The sequence below is a fragment of the Streptomyces sp. NPDC091416 genome, assembly GCF_044756845.1.
Classification (GTDB): Bacteria; Actinomycetota; Actinomycetes; order Streptomycetales; family Streptomycetaceae; genus Streptomyces.
In genome coordinates this window covers 87,532-107,480 of the sequence record NZ_JBIVTU010000001.1, presented here as the reverse complement: position 1 = coordinate 107,480, position 19,949 = coordinate 87,532, and the positions used below count along the sequence as shown (strand labels likewise).

General features: G+C 70.6%; 12 protein-coding genes. 5 read left to right on the top strand and 7 right to left on the bottom strand.

Annotation, left to right across the window (positions count from 1 at the left end; genetic code table 11):
* Positions 1-9: 9 nt before the first annotated feature.
* The 3 genes from ACIQMX_RS00240 (at position 10) to trxA (ending at position 2,230) form a co-directional block, all read left to right on the top strand.
* Entirely contained in the window at positions 10-1,371 is a 1,362-nt protein-coding gene (locus tag ACIQMX_RS00240) for a cation:dicarboxylate symporter family transporter (protein WP_363074456.1), read from the top strand.
* A gap of 101 nt (positions 1,372-1,472) precedes the next feature.
* Entirely contained in the window at positions 1,473-1,889 is a 417-nt protein-coding gene (locus ACIQMX_RS00235) for a MerR family transcriptional regulator (protein WP_402474065.1), read from the top strand.
* Positions 1,886-2,230 carry a thioredoxin gene (trxA, locus tag ACIQMX_RS00230; RefSeq protein WP_363074452.1) on the top strand — a complete coding sequence of 115 codons (345 nt, stop codon included), beginning with the start codon at positions 1,886-1,888 and terminating at the stop codon, positions 2,228-2,230. The genes ACIQMX_RS00235 and trxA overlap by 4 nt, the downstream gene beginning before the upstream one ends.
* Positions 2,231-2,293: 63 nt before the next feature.
* On the opposite strand, the gene glgB is transcribed toward trxA, so the two are convergent.
* From glgB to ACIQMX_RS00210, 4 genes are all read right to left on the bottom strand, one after another.
* Positions 2,294-4,720 carry a 1,4-alpha-glucan branching enzyme gene (gene glgB, locus ACIQMX_RS00225; RefSeq protein WP_402474062.1) on the bottom strand — a complete coding sequence of 809 codons (2,427 nt, stop codon included), beginning with the start codon at positions 4,718-4,720 and terminating at the stop codon, positions 2,294-2,296.
* A 69-nt stretch (positions 4,721-4,789) separates the two neighbouring features.
* The gene (locus ACIQMX_RS00220; RefSeq protein WP_363077705.1) at positions 4,790-6,184 is read right to left on the bottom strand and encodes a maltokinase N-terminal cap-like domain-containing protein; all 1,395 of its coding nucleotides are present in this window, start codon (positions 6,182-6,184) and stop codon (positions 4,790-4,792) included.
* A gap of 229 nt (positions 6,185-6,413) precedes the next feature.
* Positions 6,414-8,120 (bottom strand): maltose alpha-D-glucosyltransferase, encoded by a 1,707-nt coding sequence (gene treS, locus ACIQMX_RS00215; RefSeq protein ID WP_363077707.1) that lies wholly within the window; start codon positions 8,118-8,120, stop codon positions 6,414-6,416.
* Positions 8,117-10,156 (bottom strand): alpha-1,4-glucan--maltose-1-phosphate maltosyltransferase, encoded by a 2,040-nt coding sequence (locus ACIQMX_RS00210; RefSeq protein ID WP_363077709.1) that lies wholly within the window; start codon positions 10,154-10,156, stop codon positions 8,117-8,119. The genes treS and ACIQMX_RS00210 overlap by 4 nt, the downstream gene beginning before the upstream one ends.
* A 766-nt stretch (positions 10,157-10,922) precedes the next feature.
* On the opposite strand from ACIQMX_RS00210, the gene glgP reads away from it, so the two are divergent.
* A complete protein-coding gene (gene glgP, locus ACIQMX_RS00205; protein ID WP_363077711.1) occupies positions 10,923-13,526 on the top strand; it encodes an alpha-glucan family phosphorylase in 2,604 nt (867 codons plus the stop codon).
* Positions 13,527-13,628: 102 nt separating this feature from the next.
* Here the strand turns inward: glgP and ACIQMX_RS00200 are convergent, their stop codons facing one another.
* Positions 13,629-15,653, bottom strand: coding sequence for a M4 family metallopeptidase (locus tag ACIQMX_RS00200; protein ID WP_402474057.1), 2,025 nt, complete (start codon positions 15,651-15,653; stop codon positions 13,629-13,631).
* Between the two features lie 287 nt (positions 15,654-15,940).
* Between ACIQMX_RS00200 and ACIQMX_RS00195 the strand changes: the two genes are divergently transcribed.
* The gene (locus ACIQMX_RS00195; protein ID WP_363077715.1) at positions 15,941-16,138 is read left to right on the top strand and encodes a hypothetical protein; all 198 of its coding nucleotides are present in this window, start codon (positions 15,941-15,943) and stop codon (positions 16,136-16,138) included.
* A 6-nt stretch (positions 16,139-16,144) separates the two neighbouring features.
* Here the strand turns inward: ACIQMX_RS00195 and ACIQMX_RS00190 are convergent, their stop codons facing one another.
* Both ACIQMX_RS00190 and ACIQMX_RS00185 read right to left on the bottom strand, forming a co-directional pair.
* Positions 16,145-18,031: an ABC transporter ATP-binding protein gene (locus ACIQMX_RS00190; protein ID WP_402474055.1), complete on the bottom strand. Its 1,887-nt coding sequence runs from the start codon at positions 18,029-18,031 to the stop codon at positions 16,145-16,147.
* Positions 18,028-19,902, bottom strand: a complete 1,875-nt coding sequence (locus ACIQMX_RS00185; RefSeq protein WP_402474052.1) for an ABC transporter ATP-binding protein — start codon at positions 19,900-19,902, stop codon at positions 18,028-18,030. Before ACIQMX_RS00185 ends, ACIQMX_RS00190 begins: the two co-directional genes overlap by 4 nt.
* Positions 19,903-19,949: the final 47 nt, after the last annotated feature.

Below are 19,949 nucleotides of genomic sequence, written 5' to 3'. Positions count from 1 at the left end.
GAGACCCCCGTGGGAGTGGCCGCCGCCAAGCGGGACCGTACGAAATATCTGTATCTCGCCGTGATCGCGGCGGTGGGGCTCGGCATTCTCGTCGGCCTCGTCGCTCCGGACACCGCCGTCGAGCTCAAGCCGATCGGAACCGGCTTCGTCAACCTCATCAAGATGATGATCTCGCCGATCATCTTCTGCACGATCGTGCTGGGCGTGGGCTCCGTGCGCAAGGCCGCCAAGGTCGGCGCCGTCGGCGGTCTGGCCCTCGGCTACTTCCTGGTGATGTCGACCGTCGCCCTGGCCATCGGGCTGGTCGTCGGCAACATCCTGGAGCCCGGCTCCAGCCTCCACCTCACCGAGGCGGCCCGCGCCGCGGGCGAGGCGCAGGCGGGGGACAGCGAGTCCACCGCGGACTTCCTGCTCGGCATCATCCCCACCACCATGGTGTCGGCCTTCACCGAGGGCGAGGTCCTGCAGACCCTGCTCATCGCGCTGCTGGCGGGCTTCGCGCTCCAGGCCCTCGGTTCGGCGGGCGAGCCCGTCCTGCGCGGCGTCGGTCACATCCAGCGCCTGGTCTTCCGGATCCTCGCCATGATCATGTGGATGGCCCCGGTCGGCGCCTTCGGCGCGATGGCGGCCGTGGTCGGTGAGACCGGCGTGGACGCGCTGAAGTCCCTCGCGGTCATCATGATCGGCTTCTACGTCACCTGCGCGCTCTTCGTGTTCCTGATCCTGGGCACGATCCTGCGACTGGTGGCCGGGGTCAACATCTTCTCCCTGCTGAAGTACCTGGGCCGGGAGTTCCTGCTCATCCTCTCCACCTCCTCCTCCGAGTCGGCCCTGCCGCGGCTGATCGCGAAGATGGAGCACATGGGGGTCAGCAAGCCCGTCGTCGGCATCACCGTGCCGACCGGCTACTCCTTCAACCTCGACGGCACCGCGATCTACCTCACGATGGCCTCGCTCTTCATCGCCAACGCGACGGGTGACCCGCTGAGCGTCGGAGAGCAGATCTCGCTGCTGGTCTTCATGGTGATCGCCTCCAAGGGCGCCGCAGGCGTCACCGGCGCCGGCCTCGCCACCCTCGCGGGCGGCCTCCAGTCGCACCGCCCCGAGCTGGTGGACGGCGTCGGCCTCATCGTCGGCATCGACCGCTTCATGAGCGAGGCCCGTGCCCTCACGAACTTCGCGGGCAACGCGGTGGCCACGGTGCTCGTCGGCACCTGGACGAAGGAGATCGACCGGGAGCGGGTGGACCAGGTCCTCTCCGGATCCCTCCCGTTCGACGAGGCGATGCTCACGGACGAGGGTCCCGCCGAGCCGCACGTCCCCGAGGCCAGGGACGGCGGCGGCGAGCAGCCCTCGCTCGCGAAGGTCTGACACATACGGACGCGGCCGGTACGGGACTCCCGTACCGGCCGCGTCCGTATGCGTCCGTCCGCCCTTGCCTTGACGCCGACGTCAAGGATTACCGTCGGGGCATGCGAATCGGGGAGCTGGCCGAACGCGCCGGGACGACGACACGGACGCTGCGGTACTACGAGTCACGGGGCCTGCTGCCGGCACGCCGCGCGGAGAACGGCTACCGCACCTACGACGAGGGCGACCTGCGGCTGATCCAGCAGATCCGGACCCTTCAGGACTTCGGGTTCGACCTGGAGGAGACGCGGCCGTTCGTCGACTGCCTGCGTGCCGGTCATCCGGCGGGCGACTCCTGCCCGGCCTCGCTGACCGTCTACCGGCGCAAGCTCGGCGAACTGGACGCGCTCATCGGCCGGCTCCAGTCGGTCCGCGCGGAGGTGGGCGCCCAGCTGGCCCGCGCCGAGATCGAGGTCTCCGCCGGCCTCCCCGACGGCCCCGAACCACGTTGTGAACTGAACTGGGAGGACGAAGGATGATCCACGCAGAAGGTGTCGCCGAGGTCACCGACACGACGTTCGACGCCGAGGTGCTGGCAGCCGGTCTGCCGGTCCTGGTCGAATTCACCGCCGACTGGTGCGGCCCCTGCCGCCAGCTGGCCCCGGTACTCGGCGCGATCGCCGCGGAGGAGGCCGGGCGGCTGAAGGTGGTGCAGATCGACGTGGACCACAACCCGGGGATCACGAGCCGCTACGCGGTGCTCTCGATGCCGACCCTGATGGTGTTCCAGGACGGCGAACCGGTGAAGTCGATGGTGGGCGCCCGTCCCAAGCGGCGCCTGCTCCAGGAGCTGGAGGAGGTACTGCCGGCGGCGGTCTGACCCGCGCCGGGCACGCGCGGGGCCCCGCACCCACGGTTCGTGGGTGCGGGGCCCGGCACCACGTCAGGCAGGCCGCAGCCACACCGTCGCCAGCGGCGGCAGGGTCAGCGTGATGCTGGTGTCCCGGCCGTGCGCCGCCACCGCCTCGGGCTTCAGCGGCTCTTCGTTGCGCACGTCGCTGCCGCCGTACCGCAGCTCGTCCGTGTTCAGGACCTCGACCCAGGCCGCCGGTCCGTCCGGAACCCCGATGCGGTAGTCGTGCCGCACCACCGGGGAGAAGTGGGAGACGGCGATCAGCGGTGAGCCGTTCGCGTCGTACCGGACGAACGCGAAGGCGTTGTCCTCGGCGGCGCCGCCCTCGATCCAGCTGAAGCCCTCCGGCACGGTGTCGCGCTGCCACAGCGCGGGCGTCGCCCCGTACACGGTGTTGAGGTCGCTGACCAGGGTCCGCACACCCCGGTGGTCGCTCTCCGCCGCGTACGACGGGTCGAGCAGCCACCAGTCGGGTCCGTGGCCCTCCGACCACTCCGCTCCCTGGGCGAACTCCTGCCCCATGAAAAGGAGCTGCTTGCCGGGATGGGCCCACATGAAGCCGAGATAGGCCCGGTGGTTGGCGCGCTGCTGCCACCAGTCGCCGGGCATCTTGCTGACCAGCGACCGCTTGCCGTGCACCACCTCGTCGTGCGAGATCGGCAGGACGTAGTTCTCGCTGTACGCGTACACCATCGAGAAGGTCATCTCGTTGTGGTGGTACTTGCGGTGCACCGGCTCCTTCGACACGTACTCCAGCGAGTCGTGCATCCAGCCCATGTTCCACTTCAGCCCGAAGCCGAGGCCGCCGAAGCCGCCGGGGCCCACGTGATGGGTGGCGCGGGTGACGCCGTCCCAGGCGGTGGACTCCTCCGCGATCGTCACGACACCGGGGTTGCGCCGGTAGACCGTCGCGTTCATCTCCTGGAGGAAGGCCACGGCGTCCGGATTCTCCCGGCCGCCGTGCTCGTTGGGTGACCACTCCCCGTCCTCGCGCGAGTAGTCGAGGTAGAGCATGGAGGCGACCGCGTCGACCCGCAGTCCGTCGATGTGGAACTCCTCGCACCAGTACGTGGCGTTGGAGACCAGGAAGTTGCGGACCTCGGTGCGGCCGTAGTCGAATTCGAGCGTGCCCCAGTCGGGGTGCGCGGCCCGCCGCGGATCCGAGTGCTCGTACAGCGGGCGGCCGTCGAACTCGGCGAGCGCCCAGTCGTCGCGCGGGAAGTGCGCGGGCACCCAGTCCACGATGACGCCGATCCCCGCGCCGTGCAGCGCGTCGACGAGGAAGCGGAAGTCGTCGGGCGAGCCCATCCGGGACGTCGGGGCGTAGAAGCCCGTGACCTGGTAGCCCCAGGAGCCGCCGAAGGGGTGCTCGGAGACCGGCATCAGCTCGACGTGCGTGAAGCCCAGATCGCGTACGTACGCCGGGAGTTGCTCGGCGAGCTGGCGGTAGGTGAGGCCGGGGCGCCAGGACGGCAGATGCACCTCGTAGACCGAGAGCGGCGCCTCGTGCACGGGGACGTCCCCGCGGTGGGCCATCCACTCCTGGTCCTGCCAGACGTGGTGTGCGGCCGTGACGACCGAGGCGTTGGACGGCGGGACCTCGGTGTGGCGGGCCATCGGGTCGGCGCGCAGCGTGTGCGAGCCGTCCGGGCGGCAGACGTCGAACTTGTACAGCGCGCCCTCGCCGATCGCCGGCAGGAACAGCTCCCAGACCCCGCTGGAGCCGAGGGAACGCATCGGGAACCCGGTGCCGTCCCAGTAGTTGAAGTCCCCGGAGACCCGGACCCCGCGGGCGTTGGGCGCCCACACCGTGAACCGGGTGCCGGTGACGCCCTGGTGCTCCATCGTCCGGGCGCCGAGCGCGGTCCACAGCTCCTCGTGCCGGCCCTCGCCGATCAGATGGAGGTCGAGATCGCCGAGCGCGGGCAGGAAGCGGTACGGATCGTGGATCTCGATCTCGTTGTCGTCGTAGGCCACCAGGAGCCGGTACTCCGGGACCGAGGACATCGGCAGGAGCCCGGAGAAGAACCCGTCGCCGTCGTCCAGCAGCTGGGCCCGCAGCCCCTTGGCGAGGACGGTGACGGAGCGGGCGAAGGGGCGCAGCACCCGGAAGGTGACCCCGCCGCGGATCTGGTGTGCGCCGAGCAGCTCGTGCGGGGCGTGGTGCTCACCCGCCAGGAGGCGTGCCCGGTCGCCGTCGTCGAGCGTGCCGGCGGGGCGGACACCCTGCCCGCCCGCGCGGCGGGGCCGCGGCGGCGCCGCCCGCTTCGCCCGCTTGGCCGGCGGGGGCGTCGCCGCCGCCTCGGCGGGCGGTGCGTCCGCCTCCACCGGTGCGAGGGTTCCGGTGGCCGGGCCGGCGGCGGCGTCCGCATGCTCGGCGGGGGCCGCGGAGAGGGGGGCGTCGATGGTGGTCGGAGCGGGCTCGGACGCTTTGCGGGACGGCTTGCGGGCGGTCACAGGGACAGCCTCCTCGGAGGGTGTGGGTGGGGTGGGGCGGGCGGGCGGGCGGCGGGCGGTCGTGCCGCGTCAGTCGGCGTCGGCCGCCAGACGGTGGATCGCGGCCATCGGGACGGGCAGCCAGTCGGGCCGGTGCCGGGCCTCGTACAGCACCTCGTAGACCGCCTTGTCGGTCTCGTGGGCGCGCAGCAGCTCCGGCTCGTCGCGGGGGTCGACGCCCGCGGCCTCGGCGTAGCCGTCGCAGTAGGCGGTCCGGCAGCGCGCCGCCCACGCGGCGTTCCAGGGGCGGTGCGAGCGGGCCGCGTAGTCGAAGGAGCGGAGCATTCCGGCGATGTCGCGCACCGGTGGCTGCGGGCTGCGGCGCTCCGGGAGCGGGCGGGCCGGTTCTCCCTCGAAGTCGATCAGTGACCAGAATCCGTCGGTGCCGCGCAGCGTCTGGCCGAGGTGGAGATCGCCGTGCACCCGCTGGGCGGACCAGCCGCGGCCCCGCTGGCCCGGGGCCGTCACGGCGTCGAAGGCGGCGCGCAGTCCGGGGACGTACGGCAGCAGTTCGGGTACCGCGTGGGCGGCTGCCTCCAGTCGCCGCACCATGGCGGCCGCCAGCTCGTCGGTCTGGGAGCGGCGCAGCGACGGGGTGGGCAGCGCGGCGGCCAGCGCGGTGTGCACCTCGGCGGTGGCCCGCCCCAGGGCGTGGGCCTCGTGCGTGAAGTCGTCCCCCGCGGCCAGCGCGCGCAGCGCGAGCTGCCAGCCGTCCTCGGCGCCGCGCAGGAACGGCTGGAGCACGCCGAGCGTGAGGCGTTCCGGTGCGGCGGCCTCGAACCAGGCGACCGGCGCGGGGACGCGCCCGCACCCCTGGCGGGAGAGCGCGAGCGGCAGCTCCAGATCGGGGTTGGATCCCGGGAAGACCCGGCGGAAGATCTTGAGGATGTAGGAGTCGCCGTACACGAGCGAGGAGTTGGACTGCTCGGTGTCCAGCACCCGGGGGGTCAGGGCGGCGGGGATCGGTTCCGCGCCGCGGCAGAAGCGCAGGAGGCCGAGACCGCCGGGTGTGCGCAGCCGCTCCAGCAGCAGCGCGGCCAGGCGCCGGTCGTGCAGACCCTCGTAGACGGTGCGGCCGGCCAGTGGTCCGTCCGTCACATGGCCGATGAGCGCGGGCGCGAGCCGCGGCGGCAGTGTGGACCGCACGCCGAGCAGCAGTTGGTAGCAGTCCGCCGGGGGCTGGTCCGGCATCGTGGGCTGATGGGCCCTCACCAGAAGGTGCAGGAGCCCCGGGCCCGTGTCGACGGCGGCGGAGTCGACCGGCAGTATCTCGGTCGCCGAGACGAGCGAGAAGGCGGTGATGGGCCGCCCCTTGCCCGCGAACCACCGCTGCCGGGGCAGCCATTCGTGCAGCAGCGGTCCGAGAGACGGGAGCAGGGCTGTGCTGTTCGCCAGGGTGACCTGAGCGGATGCAGCCTCCGACATGGCATCGCGTCCTTTCCCCGGGCACACCACAGGATGCGAAGAGTGTCCCGGATTGCGGCTTTGGCTGTCCGGCTGTGCGGGACGTGTCGGGTCAGGATGGTCCGTACGGACTCGACTCGGGGTGATCGAAACGCCAGGAAGATCCACGATCACTACGGAACTGCTCGATATGGGGGGAAGAGTGCCCCGTGCGGGGCGGCGGAAACCGCCCCGCAGGCGCCCTTGGTGCTCAGGCCGGCGGTGCGTCCTTGCGGAGCCGGAACCAGTAGAAGCCGTGTCCCGCGAGAGTCAGCAGGTAGGGCCACTGACCGATGGCGGGGAAGCGCACCCCGCCGATCAGCTCCACCGGATGACGTCCGCCGAAGGACCTCAGATCGAGCTCGGTGGGCTGCGCGAACCGCGAGAAGTTGTGCACGCACAGCACGAGATCGTCCCCGTGCTCACGGGTGAAGGCGAGCACGGCGGGGTTGGAGGAGGGCAGTTCGTTGTACGTGCCGAGACCGAAGGCGGGGTTCTGCTTGCGGATCTCGATCATCCGCCGCGTCCAGTGCAGCAGCGAGGACGGCGAGGCCATCGACGCCTCGACGTTGGTGACCTGGTAGCCGTAGACCGGATCCATGATCGTGGGGAGGTAGAGCCGCCCCGGATCGCTGGAGGAGAAGCCGGCGTTGCGGTCGGGCGTCCACTGCATCGGGGTGCGTACGGCGTCCCGGTCGCCCAGCCAGATGTTGTCGCCCATCCCGATCTCGTCCCCGTAGTAGAGGATCGGGGAGCCGGGCAGGGACAGCAGCAGGGCGGTGAACAGCTCGATCTGGTTGCGGTCGTTGTCCAGCAGCGGCGCCAGGCGGCGGCGGATGCCGATGTTGGCCCGCATCCGCGGGTCCTTGGCGTACTCCGCGTACATGTAGTCACGCTCTTCGTCCGTGACCATCTCGAGCGTCAGCTCGTCGTGGTTGCGCAGGAAGATGCCCCACTGGCAGCCCGACGGGATCTCCGGGGTCTTGGCCAGGATTTCCGAGACCGGGTAGCGGCTCTCGCGCCGTACCGCCATGAAGATCCGCGGCATCACCGGGAAGTGGAACGCCATGTGGCACTCGTCGCCGCCGGCCCGGTAGTCGCCGAAGTAGTCGACGACGTCCTCCGGCCACTGGTTGGCCTCGGCGAGGAGCACGGTGTCCGGGTAGTTGGCGTCGATCTCCTTGCGGACCCGCTTGAGGAAGTCGTGGGTCTCCGGGAGGTTCTCGCAGTTGGTGCCCTCGCGCTGGTACAGGTAGGGCACGGCGTCGACGCGGAAGCCGTCGATGCCGAGGTCCAGCCAGAAGCGCAGCGCGGAGATGATCTCCTCCTGCACTGCCGGGTTCTCGTAGTTGAGGTCGGGCTGGTGCGAGAAGAACCGGTGCCAGTAGTACTGCTTGCGGACCGGGTCGAAGGTCCAGTTGGACGTCTCCGTGTCGACGAAGATGATCCGGGCGTCCTGGAACTGCTTGTCGTCGTCGGCCCAGACGTAGTAGTCGCCGTACGGCCCGTCGGGGTCGGTACGGGACTGCTGGAACCAGTCGTGCTGGTCGCTGGTGTGATTCATGACGAAGTCGATGATCACGCGCATGCCGCGCTGGTGCGCGGCGTCGACGAACTCGACGAAGTCGGCGAGGTCGCCGAACTCCGGCAGCACGGCGGTGTAGTCGGACACGTCGTAACCGCCGTCGCGCAGCGGCGACTTGAAGAACGGCGGCAGCCAGAGGCAGTCGACGCCCAGCCACTGCAGATAGTCCAGCTTGGCGGTGATGCCCTTGAGGTCTCCGATGCCGTCGCCGTTGGAGTCCTGGAAGGACCTGACGAGGACTTCGTAGAAGACGGCACGCTTGAACCAGTCGGGATCGCGGTCCTTGGCCGGGGTGTCCTCGAAGGTGTCGTGGACGGGCTCGTTGACGATCATGGTGTGGGTGACCCTCCGGTCGGCGGGGACGGTCGCAGGACCGCGATGTGCGCGGGCGTGACGCCCGGTTCCAGGCGCACATAGAAGGTCCTGCCCCAGTGATAGGAATGGCCGGTGAGCTCGTCGCGCACCGGCACGCTCTCGTGCCGGTCGAGGCCGAGGTGCGGCATGTCCAACGAGACGGTCGCCTCCTGGGTGTGGTGTGGGTCGAGGTTGACGACCGTCAGAACGATGTTCGAACCGGAGCGCTTGCTGTACACGATCAGGGCGTCGTTGTCGGACGAGTGGAAGTGCACGTCACGCAGCTGCTGCAGCGCCGGGTTCCGGCGCCTGATCCGGTTGAGTGTGGTGAGGAGCGGAGCCAGCGACCGGCCCTCGCGCTCGGCGGCTTCCCAGTCCCTGGGCCGGATCTCGTACTTCTCCGAGTCGAGGTACTCCTCACTGCCGTTGCGGACCGGGGTGTTCTCGCACAGCTCGTACCCCGCGTACACCCCCCAGGACGGGGAGAGGGTCGCCGCGAGCACCGCCCGCGCCTCGAAGGCCGGCCGGCCGCCTTCCTGGAGATAACCGGGAAGGATGTCGGGGGTGTTCACGAAGAAATTGGGCCTCATGAAGGAGGCCGATTCACCGGACAGCTCGGTCACGTAGTCCGTGATTTCCTGCCGGGTGTTGCGCCAGGTGAAATACGTGTACGACTGCTGGAATCCGACCGTGGCAAGGGTGTGCATCATCGCGGGACGGGTGAATGCCTCGGCCAGGAAGATCACATCGGGGTCGGTGCGGTTGATGTCGGCGATCACCTTTTCCCAGAAGATCACCGGCTTCGTGTGCGGATTGTCGACCCGGAAGATACGGACGCCGTGATCCATCCAGAAGCGCAGGATGCGCACGGTCTCCGTGACGAGGCCGCGCAGATCCTTGTCGAAGGCGATCGGGTAGATGTCCTGGTATTTCTTCGGCGGATTCTCCGCATAGGCGATGGTGCCGTCCGCCCGGTGGTGGAACCACTCGGGGTGCTGCTCCACCCACGGATGGTCGGGCGAGCACTGGAGGGCGAAGTCCAGCGCGATCTCCAGGCGCAGGGTGCGGGCCGCCTCGACGAAATGGTCGAAGTCCTCCAGCGTGCCGAGATCCGGATGGACCGCGTCGTGACCACCCTCCGCGGAACCGATCGCCCACGGCACACCCACGTCGTGCGCGGCGGGGGAGAGGGAGTTGTTGGGTCCCTTGCGGTGGGTGGTGCCGATGGGATGGATGGGCGGGAGATACACCACGTCGAACCCCATGGCGGCGACCGCGGGCAGCCGTTCGGCCGCCGTGCGGAAGGTGCCGCTGATGATCCGGGGCGGCTTCGGGGCCGCCGCGGCCTTGGCCGTACGGCCCTTGCGGGGCGCCTTGGCCGGCTCCACCCTGGCGCCCTCGGAGCGGGGGAACAGCTCGTACCAGGAGCCGAACAGCGCGCGCCTGCGCTCGACGACGAGCGGGTGCGGGCGGGACGCGGTGACCAGTTCGCGCAGGGGGTGGCGGCCCAGCGCTTCGCGCGCCTCGGGGGTGAGCGCGGCAGCCAGCCGGGCGGCGGCGGGCCGGGACGTATCGCGCAGGGCGTCGACCGCGGCCAGCACCGCCTCGCGCCCGTCGCGCTTCGGTACGCCCTCGGCGGCCCGCTCGTACAGCTCGGCGCCTTCCGCCAGGACGAGCGCGGTGTCGATCCCCGCCGGGATCTTGATCCTCGCCGCGTGCAGCCAGGTGGACACCGGATCGCTCCAGGCCTCGACCGTGTACGTCCAGCGGCCCTCCGCGTCCGGAGTCACCTCGGCGCCCCAGCGGTCGGTGCCCGGAGCGAGCTCGCGCATCGGCGTCCACGGCCCGGGGCGCCCGCTCGGATCGCGCAGCACGACATCGGCCGCGACCGCGTCATGACCCTCGCGGAAAACGGTCGCGGTGACCTGGAAGGTTTCACCGGCGACCGCCTTGGCGGGCCTTCTTCCGCAGTCGACCAGCGGACGGACGTCGAGGACGGGAATGCGACCGATCATGAAATCACCTGGGGACTGGAGCTCGGACTCGACAGGGCGCGAACCGGGCGCGGAGGGCGGAAGGCGTACGCCGCGATGGTGGGGTTCGGTCCTTTCTAGCTGCTCCGTCGACGACTGATGGGGTGTGGGCATGGCCGCTCCTGTCCGCGTTCACTCGAATGGCACTCGAATGGAGGAGGTAGGGGGTCCGGTGCACGGGTGTGGACCGAATGCGTGTGTCGTCCGTACCGATTGCATACGAACCGGGAGGTGATCTCCGGTGGACAGGGGATGAATCGTGCGGCGGCAGGTTACGGATCGCCTTCGGCTCTCATCCGAATGCAGTCGTTCCGGGTACCGAAGAAGCCTTCCCACGGATCTCGGTGGGCCAATCCGGTGGTGTGTTAACTACTCGGGCGTATCTGTGAAGGTCCGAATGCGCCGGGCTCGACCGCGCGTACGCGGGATTGTGGGCAACCGGCGTACGCGGGGCGGTACCGGCGCCACAGGGCAGCTTTCCCTGTGGCGCGAAGCCCCACAAGGCCGCGCGAGGGGAGGGAATCGGCCATAACGCCTGTGACGGATGTGTCGGGATCTGCGGATGGTGCGGGACGGGCCCGGGTGGGACCGGCGGCGGGGGCGGCCGGATCACCGGGGTCGCACAACCCGCCCCGGCCGCGCGCCGTGGCTGCGGCGCACCGCGCACCGCTACCGTCGAGGGTGACGGAGCGGCGCACACAGCGGTGCGTCCCCTCGGATTCGTACGTCCCCTGTAAAGGTGGAATACGTGAAGGCCATTCGTCGATTCACCGTGCGTCCCGTCCTCCCCGACCCCCTTCAACCGCTCAGCGACCTCGCGCGCAACCTGCGCTGGTCCTGGCACACCGAGACCCGAGAGCTCTTCCAGGCCGTCGATCCGGTGGCCGGCCGGACGGCGGAGTGCGACCCCGTACGTCTGCTCGGCGCCGTGTCCGCCGGACGCCTGGCCGAACTGGCCCGGGACGAGCACTTCCTGCACCGGCTCAACGAGGTGTCCGCCGATCTCCGGGCGTACCTGGAGGGCCCCCGGTGGTACCAGGAACACCGCGACCGGGCCGACGGGCTCCCCGCCGCCATCGCCTACTTCTCACCCGAGTTCGGAGTGACGGCGGCCCTGCCGCAGTACTCCGGCGGACTCGGCATCCTTGCCGGAGACCACCTCAAGGCCGCCAGCGACCTGGGTGTCCCCCTCATCGGCGTAGGCCTGCTCTACCGCCACGGCTACTTCCGCCAGAGCCTCTCGCGCGACGGCTGGCAGCAGGAGCGCTATCCCGTCCTCGACCCCAACGAACTACCGCTCACGCTCCTGCGCGAAGCGGACGGGACGCCCAGCCAGGTCGTCCTCTCGCTCCCGGGCGGCCGCTCCCTGCACGCCCAGATCTGGCAGGCCCAGGTGGGCCGGGTACCGCTGCTGATGCTCGACTCCGACGTCGAGGACAACGCGCCGCTGGAGCGCGAGGTCACCGACCGGCTCTACGGCGGCGGAAGCGAACACCGGCTGCTCCAGGAGATACTGCTGGGCATCGGCGGCGTACGCGCGGTGCGGACCTACTGCCGCCTCACCGGCCACCCCGGCCCCGAGGTCTTCCACACCAACGAGGGGCACGCCGGCTTCCTGGGGCTCGAACGCATCCGTGAGCTCTCCGGAACCGGCCTGGACTTCGACTCCGCGGTGGAGTCCGTCCGCGCCGGGACCGTCTTCACCACCCACACCCCGGTCCCGGCCGGCATCGACCGCTTCGACCGCGAACTGGTCGCCCGCCACTTCGGCGACGACGGCGAACTGCCCGGCGTCGCGGCCGACCGCATCCTGCACCTGGGCACGGAGACGTACGCCGGCGGTGACCCCGGAGTCTTCAACATGGCGGTCATGGGGCTCCGGCTCGCCCAGCGCGCCAACGGCGTCTCCACGCTGCACGGCGCCGTCAGCCGCGAGATGTTCGCCGGACTCTGGCCGGGCTTCGACCCGCCGGAGGTGCCCATCACCTCCGTCACCAACGGGGTCCACGCACCCACCTGGGTCGCGCCCGAGGTCTACCGGCTGCGCGCCGAGTCCGGCTCCACCCCCGGCCGCTGGGACTCCGTCCAGCAGATCCCCGACCGGCAGCTCTGGGACCTGCGCCGCACCCTGCGCGAACAACTGGTCAGCGAGGTCCGGGAGCGGCTGCACGCCTCATGGCTGACCCGCGGCGCACAGGCCGCCGAACTCGGCTGGATCGACGGGGTGCTGGACCCGGGCGTGCTGACCATCGGCTTCGCCCGCCGGGTGCCCTCGTACAAGCGCCTGACGCTGATGCTGCGCGACCGGGACCGGCTGCGGGCGCTGCTCCTGCACCCCGAGCGACCGGTCCAGATCGTCGTGGCGGGCAAGGCGCACCCGGCAGACGACAGCGGAAAGCGCCTGGTCCAGGAGCTGGTCCGGTTCGCCGACGATCCCCGGGTCCGCCACCGCATCGTCTTCCTGCCCGACTACGGGATGGCGATGGCCCAGAAGCTCTACCCGGGCTGCGACGTCTGGCTGAACAACCCGCTGCGCCCGCTGGAGGCCTGCGGTACGAGCGGGATGAAGGCGGCGCTCAACGGCTGCCTCAACCTGTCCGTCCTCGACGGCTGGTGGGACGAGTGGTTCGAGCCGGACTTCGGCTGGGCGATCCCCACGGCCGACGGTTCCGCGCTGGACGAGGACCGGCGCGACGACCTGGAGGCGAACGCCCTCTACGAGCTGATCGAGGACCGGGTGGCGCCGCGCTTCTACGACCAGGGCGAGGAAGGGCTTCCCGGGCGCTGGATCGAGATGGTCCGCAGCACCCTGGGCACGCTGGGCCCCAAGGTGCTGGCCGACCGGATGGTCCGTGAGTACGTGGAGCGGCTGTACGCCCCCGCGGCGCAGGCCCGCCGCGCACTGGACCCGGCCGCGGCCCGGGAGCTCGCCGGCTGGAAGGCCAGGGTGCGGGCGGCCTGGCCGCGGGTGGCGGTCGACCACGTCGAGGCGGTGACGCCCACCGCGGCCGGCGGTTCGGCCGAACTGGGCTCCACACTGGCGCTGCGGGTCCGGATCACCCTCGGGACGCTGGAACCGGACGACGTGGAGGTGCAGGCGGTGGCCGGCCGCGTCGACTCCGCCGACGCGATCTCGGACGCCCAGGTCTTCCCGCTGAAACCGGCGGGCGGCCAGGACCTGGAGGGCCGCTGGCTGTACGACGGCCCGCTCGCCCTCGACCGCACCGGCCCGTACGGCTACACCGTGCGGGTGCTGCCGGCCCACCGGCTGCTGGCCACCGGAGCCGAACTCGGCCTGGTCGCCCAGCCGACGGAGGCGACGGGCGAGGGCGCGGGCGTGCTGATGCGCTGAACCGCACGCAGCCGCCCGGGAGGAGTGATCTCTCCCGGGCGGCTGCCGTATCGGTTGCGCTCACGCGGTGGTGCTGCCTTCGGAAGGCCCGCAGGCCAGGGATCAGAAGGTGAGCTTGAAGCTGTTGATCTTGCCGGTGTCACCCGAGTAGACGTCCTGGACCTTCAGCTTCCAGGTGCCGTTCGCGACCTCCGAGGAGGCGTTGACGGTGTACGTCGTCTTGACGTTGTCCACCGAGTCGCTCGACGAGGAGTTCTTCAGGCGGTAGGCGGTGCCGTCCGGGGCGACCAGGTCGATGACCAGGTCACCGCGGTAGGTGTGGGTGATGTCCACGCCGACCTTGAGGGTGCTGGGGGCGTTGCCGGTGCGGCCGGTGACGGTGACCGAGCTGGTGACGGCCGAACCGGCGTCCGGGATGGAGACGGCCGTGGCGTTCTCGAAGACCGTGCCGCCGGGGTCGGTGCCGCCACCGGGACGGGTGCCGACGTTGATGCCGGCCCAGGCGTTGGCGACGGCGGTGTACTCGGCGCTGGTCGTGCCGTACAGCTCACCGGCCGCGGCGAGCGTGCCCGTGCGGGCGGCCGCGTAGTTGGTCGTGGAGGTGAACTTGGTGGTGAGCGCCTTGAACCAGATCAGCGCGGCCTTGTCGCGGCCGATGCCGGTCACCGGCAGGCCGTCGGAGGTCGGGGAGTCGTAGGAGACGCCGTTGATGGTCTTGGCGCCGCTTCCCTCCGAGAGGAGGTAGAAGAAGTGGTTGGCCGGGCCCGACGAGTAGTGCACGTCGACGTTTCCGATGCCCGAGTACCAGGCGTCCTTGGACGCGCCGTCCTTGCTCGGCTTGTCCTGGTAGCGCAGCGGGGTGCCGTCGCCGTTGATGTCGATCTTCTCACCGATGAGGTAGTCGCCCTTGTCGGTGGCGTTGTTCGCGTAGAACTCCACGGCGGTGGCGAAGATGTCGCTGGTCGCCTCGTTGAGGCCACCGGACTCACCGCTGTAGTTCAGGTCCGCGGTGTTGGAGGTGACGCCGTGCGTCATCTCGTGCGCGGCCACGTCCAGCGCGGTCAGCGGGGATGCGTTGCCGCTGCCGTCGCCGTACGTCATGCAGAAGCAGCTGTCGTCCCAGAAGGCGTTGACGTAGTTGTTGCCGTAGTGGACGCGGGAGTACGCGCCGACGCCGTCGCCCTTGATGCCGTTGCGGCCGTGGACGTTCTTGTAGTAGTCCCACGTCTCGGCGGCGCCGTAGTGGGCGTCCGCCGCCGCGGTCTCCGCGTTCGAGGCGAGGCCGTTGCCCCAGACGTCGTCGGAGCCGGAGAAGAGGGTGCCGGTGCCGGACGTACCGTGGTTCAGGTTGTACGTCTTGTGGTTGCCGCGCGTGGTGTCGGTCAGCGTGTACGACGGGGCGGTGCCGAGCGTGACCTGCCCGCTGTACTCGGTGTTGCCGACGCCGTTCTCGATGGCCTGCCACTCGTAGAGCTTGGCTCCGGAGGTGGCGTCGGTGATGACGTGGAGGGCGTTCGGGGTGCCGTCCTCCTGCAGACCGCCGACCACGGTCTCGTAGGCGAGCTGGGGCGTGCCCGACGCCATCCAGACGACCTTGCGGGCGGAGTCGGCCGCGGTCTTCGACGAGCCGTCCGCCTTGGCCAGGCCGACGGCCTGCTTCTCGGCGGTGGCCTGGGCCACGTCCGCGGTCAGGTCGACGGCCTTGAGCTGCGCCGAAGTGGTCCTGGACGCCTTGGTGACGCTCTTGGTCACGCCCGCCTTCGACTGGACGACCAGGTCGCCGCCGAGGACGGGGAGGCCGCCGAAGGTGCGCTCGTACCGTGTGTGCGTGGTGCCGTCGTTGTCCTGGATGACGTCCTTGACGACGAGCTTCTCCTGCGAGCCGAGGCCGAGCTTCTTGGCCGCGGCCGAGGTGCCGGCGCTCGCTTCGCGGATCAGCTCGGCCCGCTGCGAGGGCGAGAGCTGCTTGGCCAGCGCGCCGGGATTGGGCTGCGAGGCCGAAGTGGCGGCCTGTGCGTCGCCCGGTGTGGCCGTGGCGGTTCCGGTCTGGACTCCTACGGCGAGGAGGGCTGCTGCGGCTATCAGAGCGCCGGTCGCGGTGGTACGACGGCTGAGCGTGGATCTCACGCGGACTCCTTCTGCGAGGGGGGTACCGGCGGCTGGGGAGCCGTCCGGGCAGAGCAAGCAGTGCGCAGAACGGGGTGAACAGTGTCAGCAGAAGGCATTGCCTGTCAGGACCGCGTCAACAAGTTGGCCGGAATTCGTCCGTTGCCGGATTGGTCATGTTCGTTAAGCGGACGTTTCGCCGATCGTCGCCGCGTTGTCGTCCGGGGGCCCGGAAGCCCAAATATGAAGAGGGAGTTGAGGTAGGGGCCGAAGGCGGCGTGTTCGAAAAGCGTGTGAAGAACAGGGAAGTGACCACCTGGCGAGACGGCCGGGAACTGTGGCTCGTTCCGCGCCCTCCCGGCTCGCTGCCGGTCCTCGCACCCGATCCGTCCGAGGGCCCGCGCGGCCGGTTCCGGCGTGCCGTGCCGAACGCCGTGGTCCAGGGCCTGCCCCGGCGGGTGGCCATGGGCCGGGCGCGCTCCGGCCGCCCGGCCCGGACCGTGTGAGCGGTCCTACGCCAGGCTCTCCCGCCACGCCCGGTGCAGGCCGGCGAACCGGCCCGTACCGCCGATCAGTTCGGCCGGGGCGCCGTCCTCCACGATGCGGCCGTGCTCCATCACCAGGACCCGGTCCGCGATCTCCACGGTCGACAGCCGGTGGGCGATGACCACCGCGGTGCGGCCGTGCAGCACGGTGTCCATCGCCCGCTGCACCGCCCGTTCGCCCGGGATGTCCAGGGAGCTCGTCGCCTCGTCGAGGATCAGGACCGCCGGGTTGGCGAGCAGGGCGCGGGCGAACGCCACCAACTGGCGCTGGCCTGCCGAGATCCGGCCGCCCCGCTTGCGTACGTCCGTGTCGTACCCGTCGGGCAGACCGGCGATGAAGTCATGGGCGCCGATCGCCCTGGCGGCCTGCTCGATCTCCGCACGGGTCGCGTCCGGGCTGCCGATCGCGATGTTCTCCGCGACCGTGCCGGAGAACAGGAAGGCCTCCTGGGTCACCATCACGACCCCGCGCCGCAGCTCGGGGGTGGCGAGGTCGCGCAGATCGGCGCCGTCCAGCAGGACCCGGCCCTCGGTCGGGTCGTAGAAGCGGGCCAGCAGCTTGGCCAGCGTCGACTTGCCCGCCCCCGTCGAACCGACCACGGCGACCGTCTGGCCGGCCGGAACGGTCAGATCGAAGCGCGGCAGCACCTCGCCACCCGTGCGATAGGAGAAGCTCACCCCGTCGAAGACCACCTCGCGGCCCGGGTGTTCGTCCGCCCGGGCCGGCAGCTCCCGGGGCTCCAGCGCCTCGGGGACGGTGGGCGTCTGGGCCAGCAGCCCCGCGATCTTCTCCAGCGAGGCCGCCGCCGACTGGTAGGAGTTGAGGAACATGCTGAGCCGGTCGATCGGGTCGTAGAGCCGTCGCAGATACAGGACCATCGCGGCCAGCACGCCGAGGGCGAGGCTTCCGGAGGCGACGCGATAGGCGCCCCACAGTACGATTCCGGCCACAGCGGTGTTGGCCACCAGCCGGGACCCGACGACATAACGCGCGTTCTCCAGCATCGCGTCGCCGTTCGTGCGCCGGTGCTCGTGGTTCAGCTTCCGGAAGACCTCGTCGTTGACGGGCTCGCGGCGGAACGCCTGGACGGGCCGGATCCCGTTCATCGTCTCCGCGAACTTCACGATCACCGCCGCGATCGCCGTCGACCGCGACGCGAAGATCACTGCGGCCCGGCGCTGGTAGAGCCGCACCAGCAGATACAGCGGCACGAAGGACAGGACGGCGACGGCACCCGTGCCGAAGTCGAGCCACAGCAGCATCAGGGAGATGGAGACGAAGGAGAGGACGACCCCGATCAGCTCCTGCAGGCCCTCGCTGAGCAGCTCCCGCAGCGACTCCACATCCGTGGTGGAACGGGAGATCAGCCGCCCCGAGGTGTACCGCTCGTGGAAGTCCACGCTCAGCGCCTGCGCATGGCGGAAGATCCGGCCGCGCAGATCGAGCAGCACGTCCTGGTTGACCCGCGCGGAGGCCTGGATGAAGGCGTACTGCATGGCGCCCGCACCGGCCGAGCAGAGCGCGTACCCGAGGGCCACCGCGATCAGCGGCCCGTAGTCCTCGTCCCGGAACGCGGGTACCCCGCTGTCGATCGCGTACGCCACCAGCAACGGCCCCGCCTGCACCGCGGCCTGCTGGATCAGCAGGAACAGCGCGGCGACCACGACCCGGCCCCGCAGCGGCCGCAGCAGCGACACGAGCAGCGCGCGCGTGGCCCCGCGCGGGGTGGGCAGGTCGTCGCGGTCGAAGGGGTCGCCGGCACGCTCGGCAGGCGCGACGGCCGCCGCGAGCGGAGACCCGCTCTCCTCGCTGTCGCCCGGCTCCGTGGGACGTCCGGTCGTGGTGCTCGTCATCGGGTGCTGCTCTCCTCGGCAGGGGCGTGGGCGCCCGGAAGGTCATCGGCCGCCGAACCCGGAGGGAACGCGTCGGCGGGGTCCCCGCCGCCCGTGACGCCCGCGCCGGACATCAGCCAGGCGTACTCGGCGTTGCTGCGCAGCAGTTCCTGATGGGTGCCGACCGCGCTGATCCGGCCCTCCGTCAGCAGAGCCACCCGGTCGGCGAGCATCACGGTGGACGGCCGGTGCGCGACCACGATCGCCGTGGTGTCCTCCAGCACGCGTCGCAGCGCCGCCTCGACCAGCGTCTCCGTGTGCACGTCCAGCGCGGAGAGCGGATCGTCCAGCACCAGGAAGCGCGGCCGGCCGACCACGGCCCTGGCCAGCGCGAGACGCTGGCGCTGGCCGCCGGAGAGGCTGAGGCCCTGCTCGCCGACCTGGGTGTCGATGCCGTGCGGCAGATCGTGGACGAAGTCGGCCTGCGCGACCGACAGGGCCCGCCGCAACTCCTCCTCGCCCCCGCCGCCGCCAGCGCCCATCAGCACGTTCTCCCCGACACTCGCCGAGAAGAGAGTGGGCTCCTCGAACGCCACCGAGACCAGCTCGCGCAGCCGTTCACGCGGCATGGCGGTGATGTCCTCGCCGTCCAGCGTGATCCGCCCCGACGTGGCGTCGTGCAGCCGGGGAACGAGCGCGGTGAGCGTGGTCTTGCCGGAACCCGTGGCCCCGACCAGAGCCATCGTCTCGCCCGGCCGGATCCGCAGATCGATCCGGGTCAGGACGGGTACGGAATCCTCCTCCGCGTCCGGGTAGCGGAACCCGACCCCCTCGAAGACCATGCCGCCGGCCTCGGGACGGTCATCGCGCGCGGCGCTCCCGGGCACCGAGGTGTCCTTCTCCTCCGCCACGTCCATGACCTCGAAGAACCGCTCCGTCGCCGTCGCCGACTCCTGGCTCATCGCGAGCAGGAAGCCGATCGATTCGACCGGCCACCGCAGCGCCAGCGCCGTCGAGAGGAAGGCGACCAGGGTGCCCGCCGAGAGGCCGCCGTCCGCCACCTCGATCGTGCCGAGCACCAGCGCGGCCCCGATCGCGATTTCGGGGATCGTCGTGATGAGCGCCCAGATGCCCGCGAGCAGCCGTGCCTTGCCGAGCTCCGTGGTGCGCAGCCGCTCGGACAGCGCCCGGAAGGCGAGCGCCTGGCTGCGGTGCCGGCCGAAGCCCTTGATGATGCGGATGCCGAGCACGCTCTCCTCGACCACCGTCGTCAGATCGCCCACCTGGTCCTGGGCCCTGCGCGCCACCACCGAGTACTTCGTCTCGAAGACGGAGCAGATGATCACCAGCGGCACGACGGGGGCGAGCAGCACCAGTCCGAGCGTCCACTCCTGGAGCAGCAGGATCACGAAACCGACCAGGATCGTGGTGGTGTTGACCAGCAGAAAGGTCAGCGGAAAGACCAGGAACATCCGCAGCAGCATCAGATCCGTGGTGCCGCGCGACAGCAGCTGACCCGAGGACCACCGGTCGTGGAAGGCCACCGGCAGCCGCTGCAGATGCCCGTAGAGGTCGGCCCGCATCGACGCCTCGACACCGGCCAGCGGGCGCGCCACCATCCAACGGCGTACCCCGAACAGGACCGCCTCGGTGATCCCCAGCAGCAGCAGGAACAGCGCACCGAGCCAGACGCCGCCCGGGTCCCGGTGGGCGACCGGGCCGTCGACGATCCACTTCAGCACCAGCGGGATCACCAGCCCGAGACACGAGGCGACGATCGCGATCAGGGCGGCACCGGCCATACGGTTGCGCACCGGCTTCACATACGGCCACAGCCGCAGCAGGGACTGCACGGCGGACCGGTCCTTGGGCTCTACATGTTCTTCGGGCATCAGGGGCGAGCCTACGTTTCACCACTGACATCGCTCACCTTCTTTTC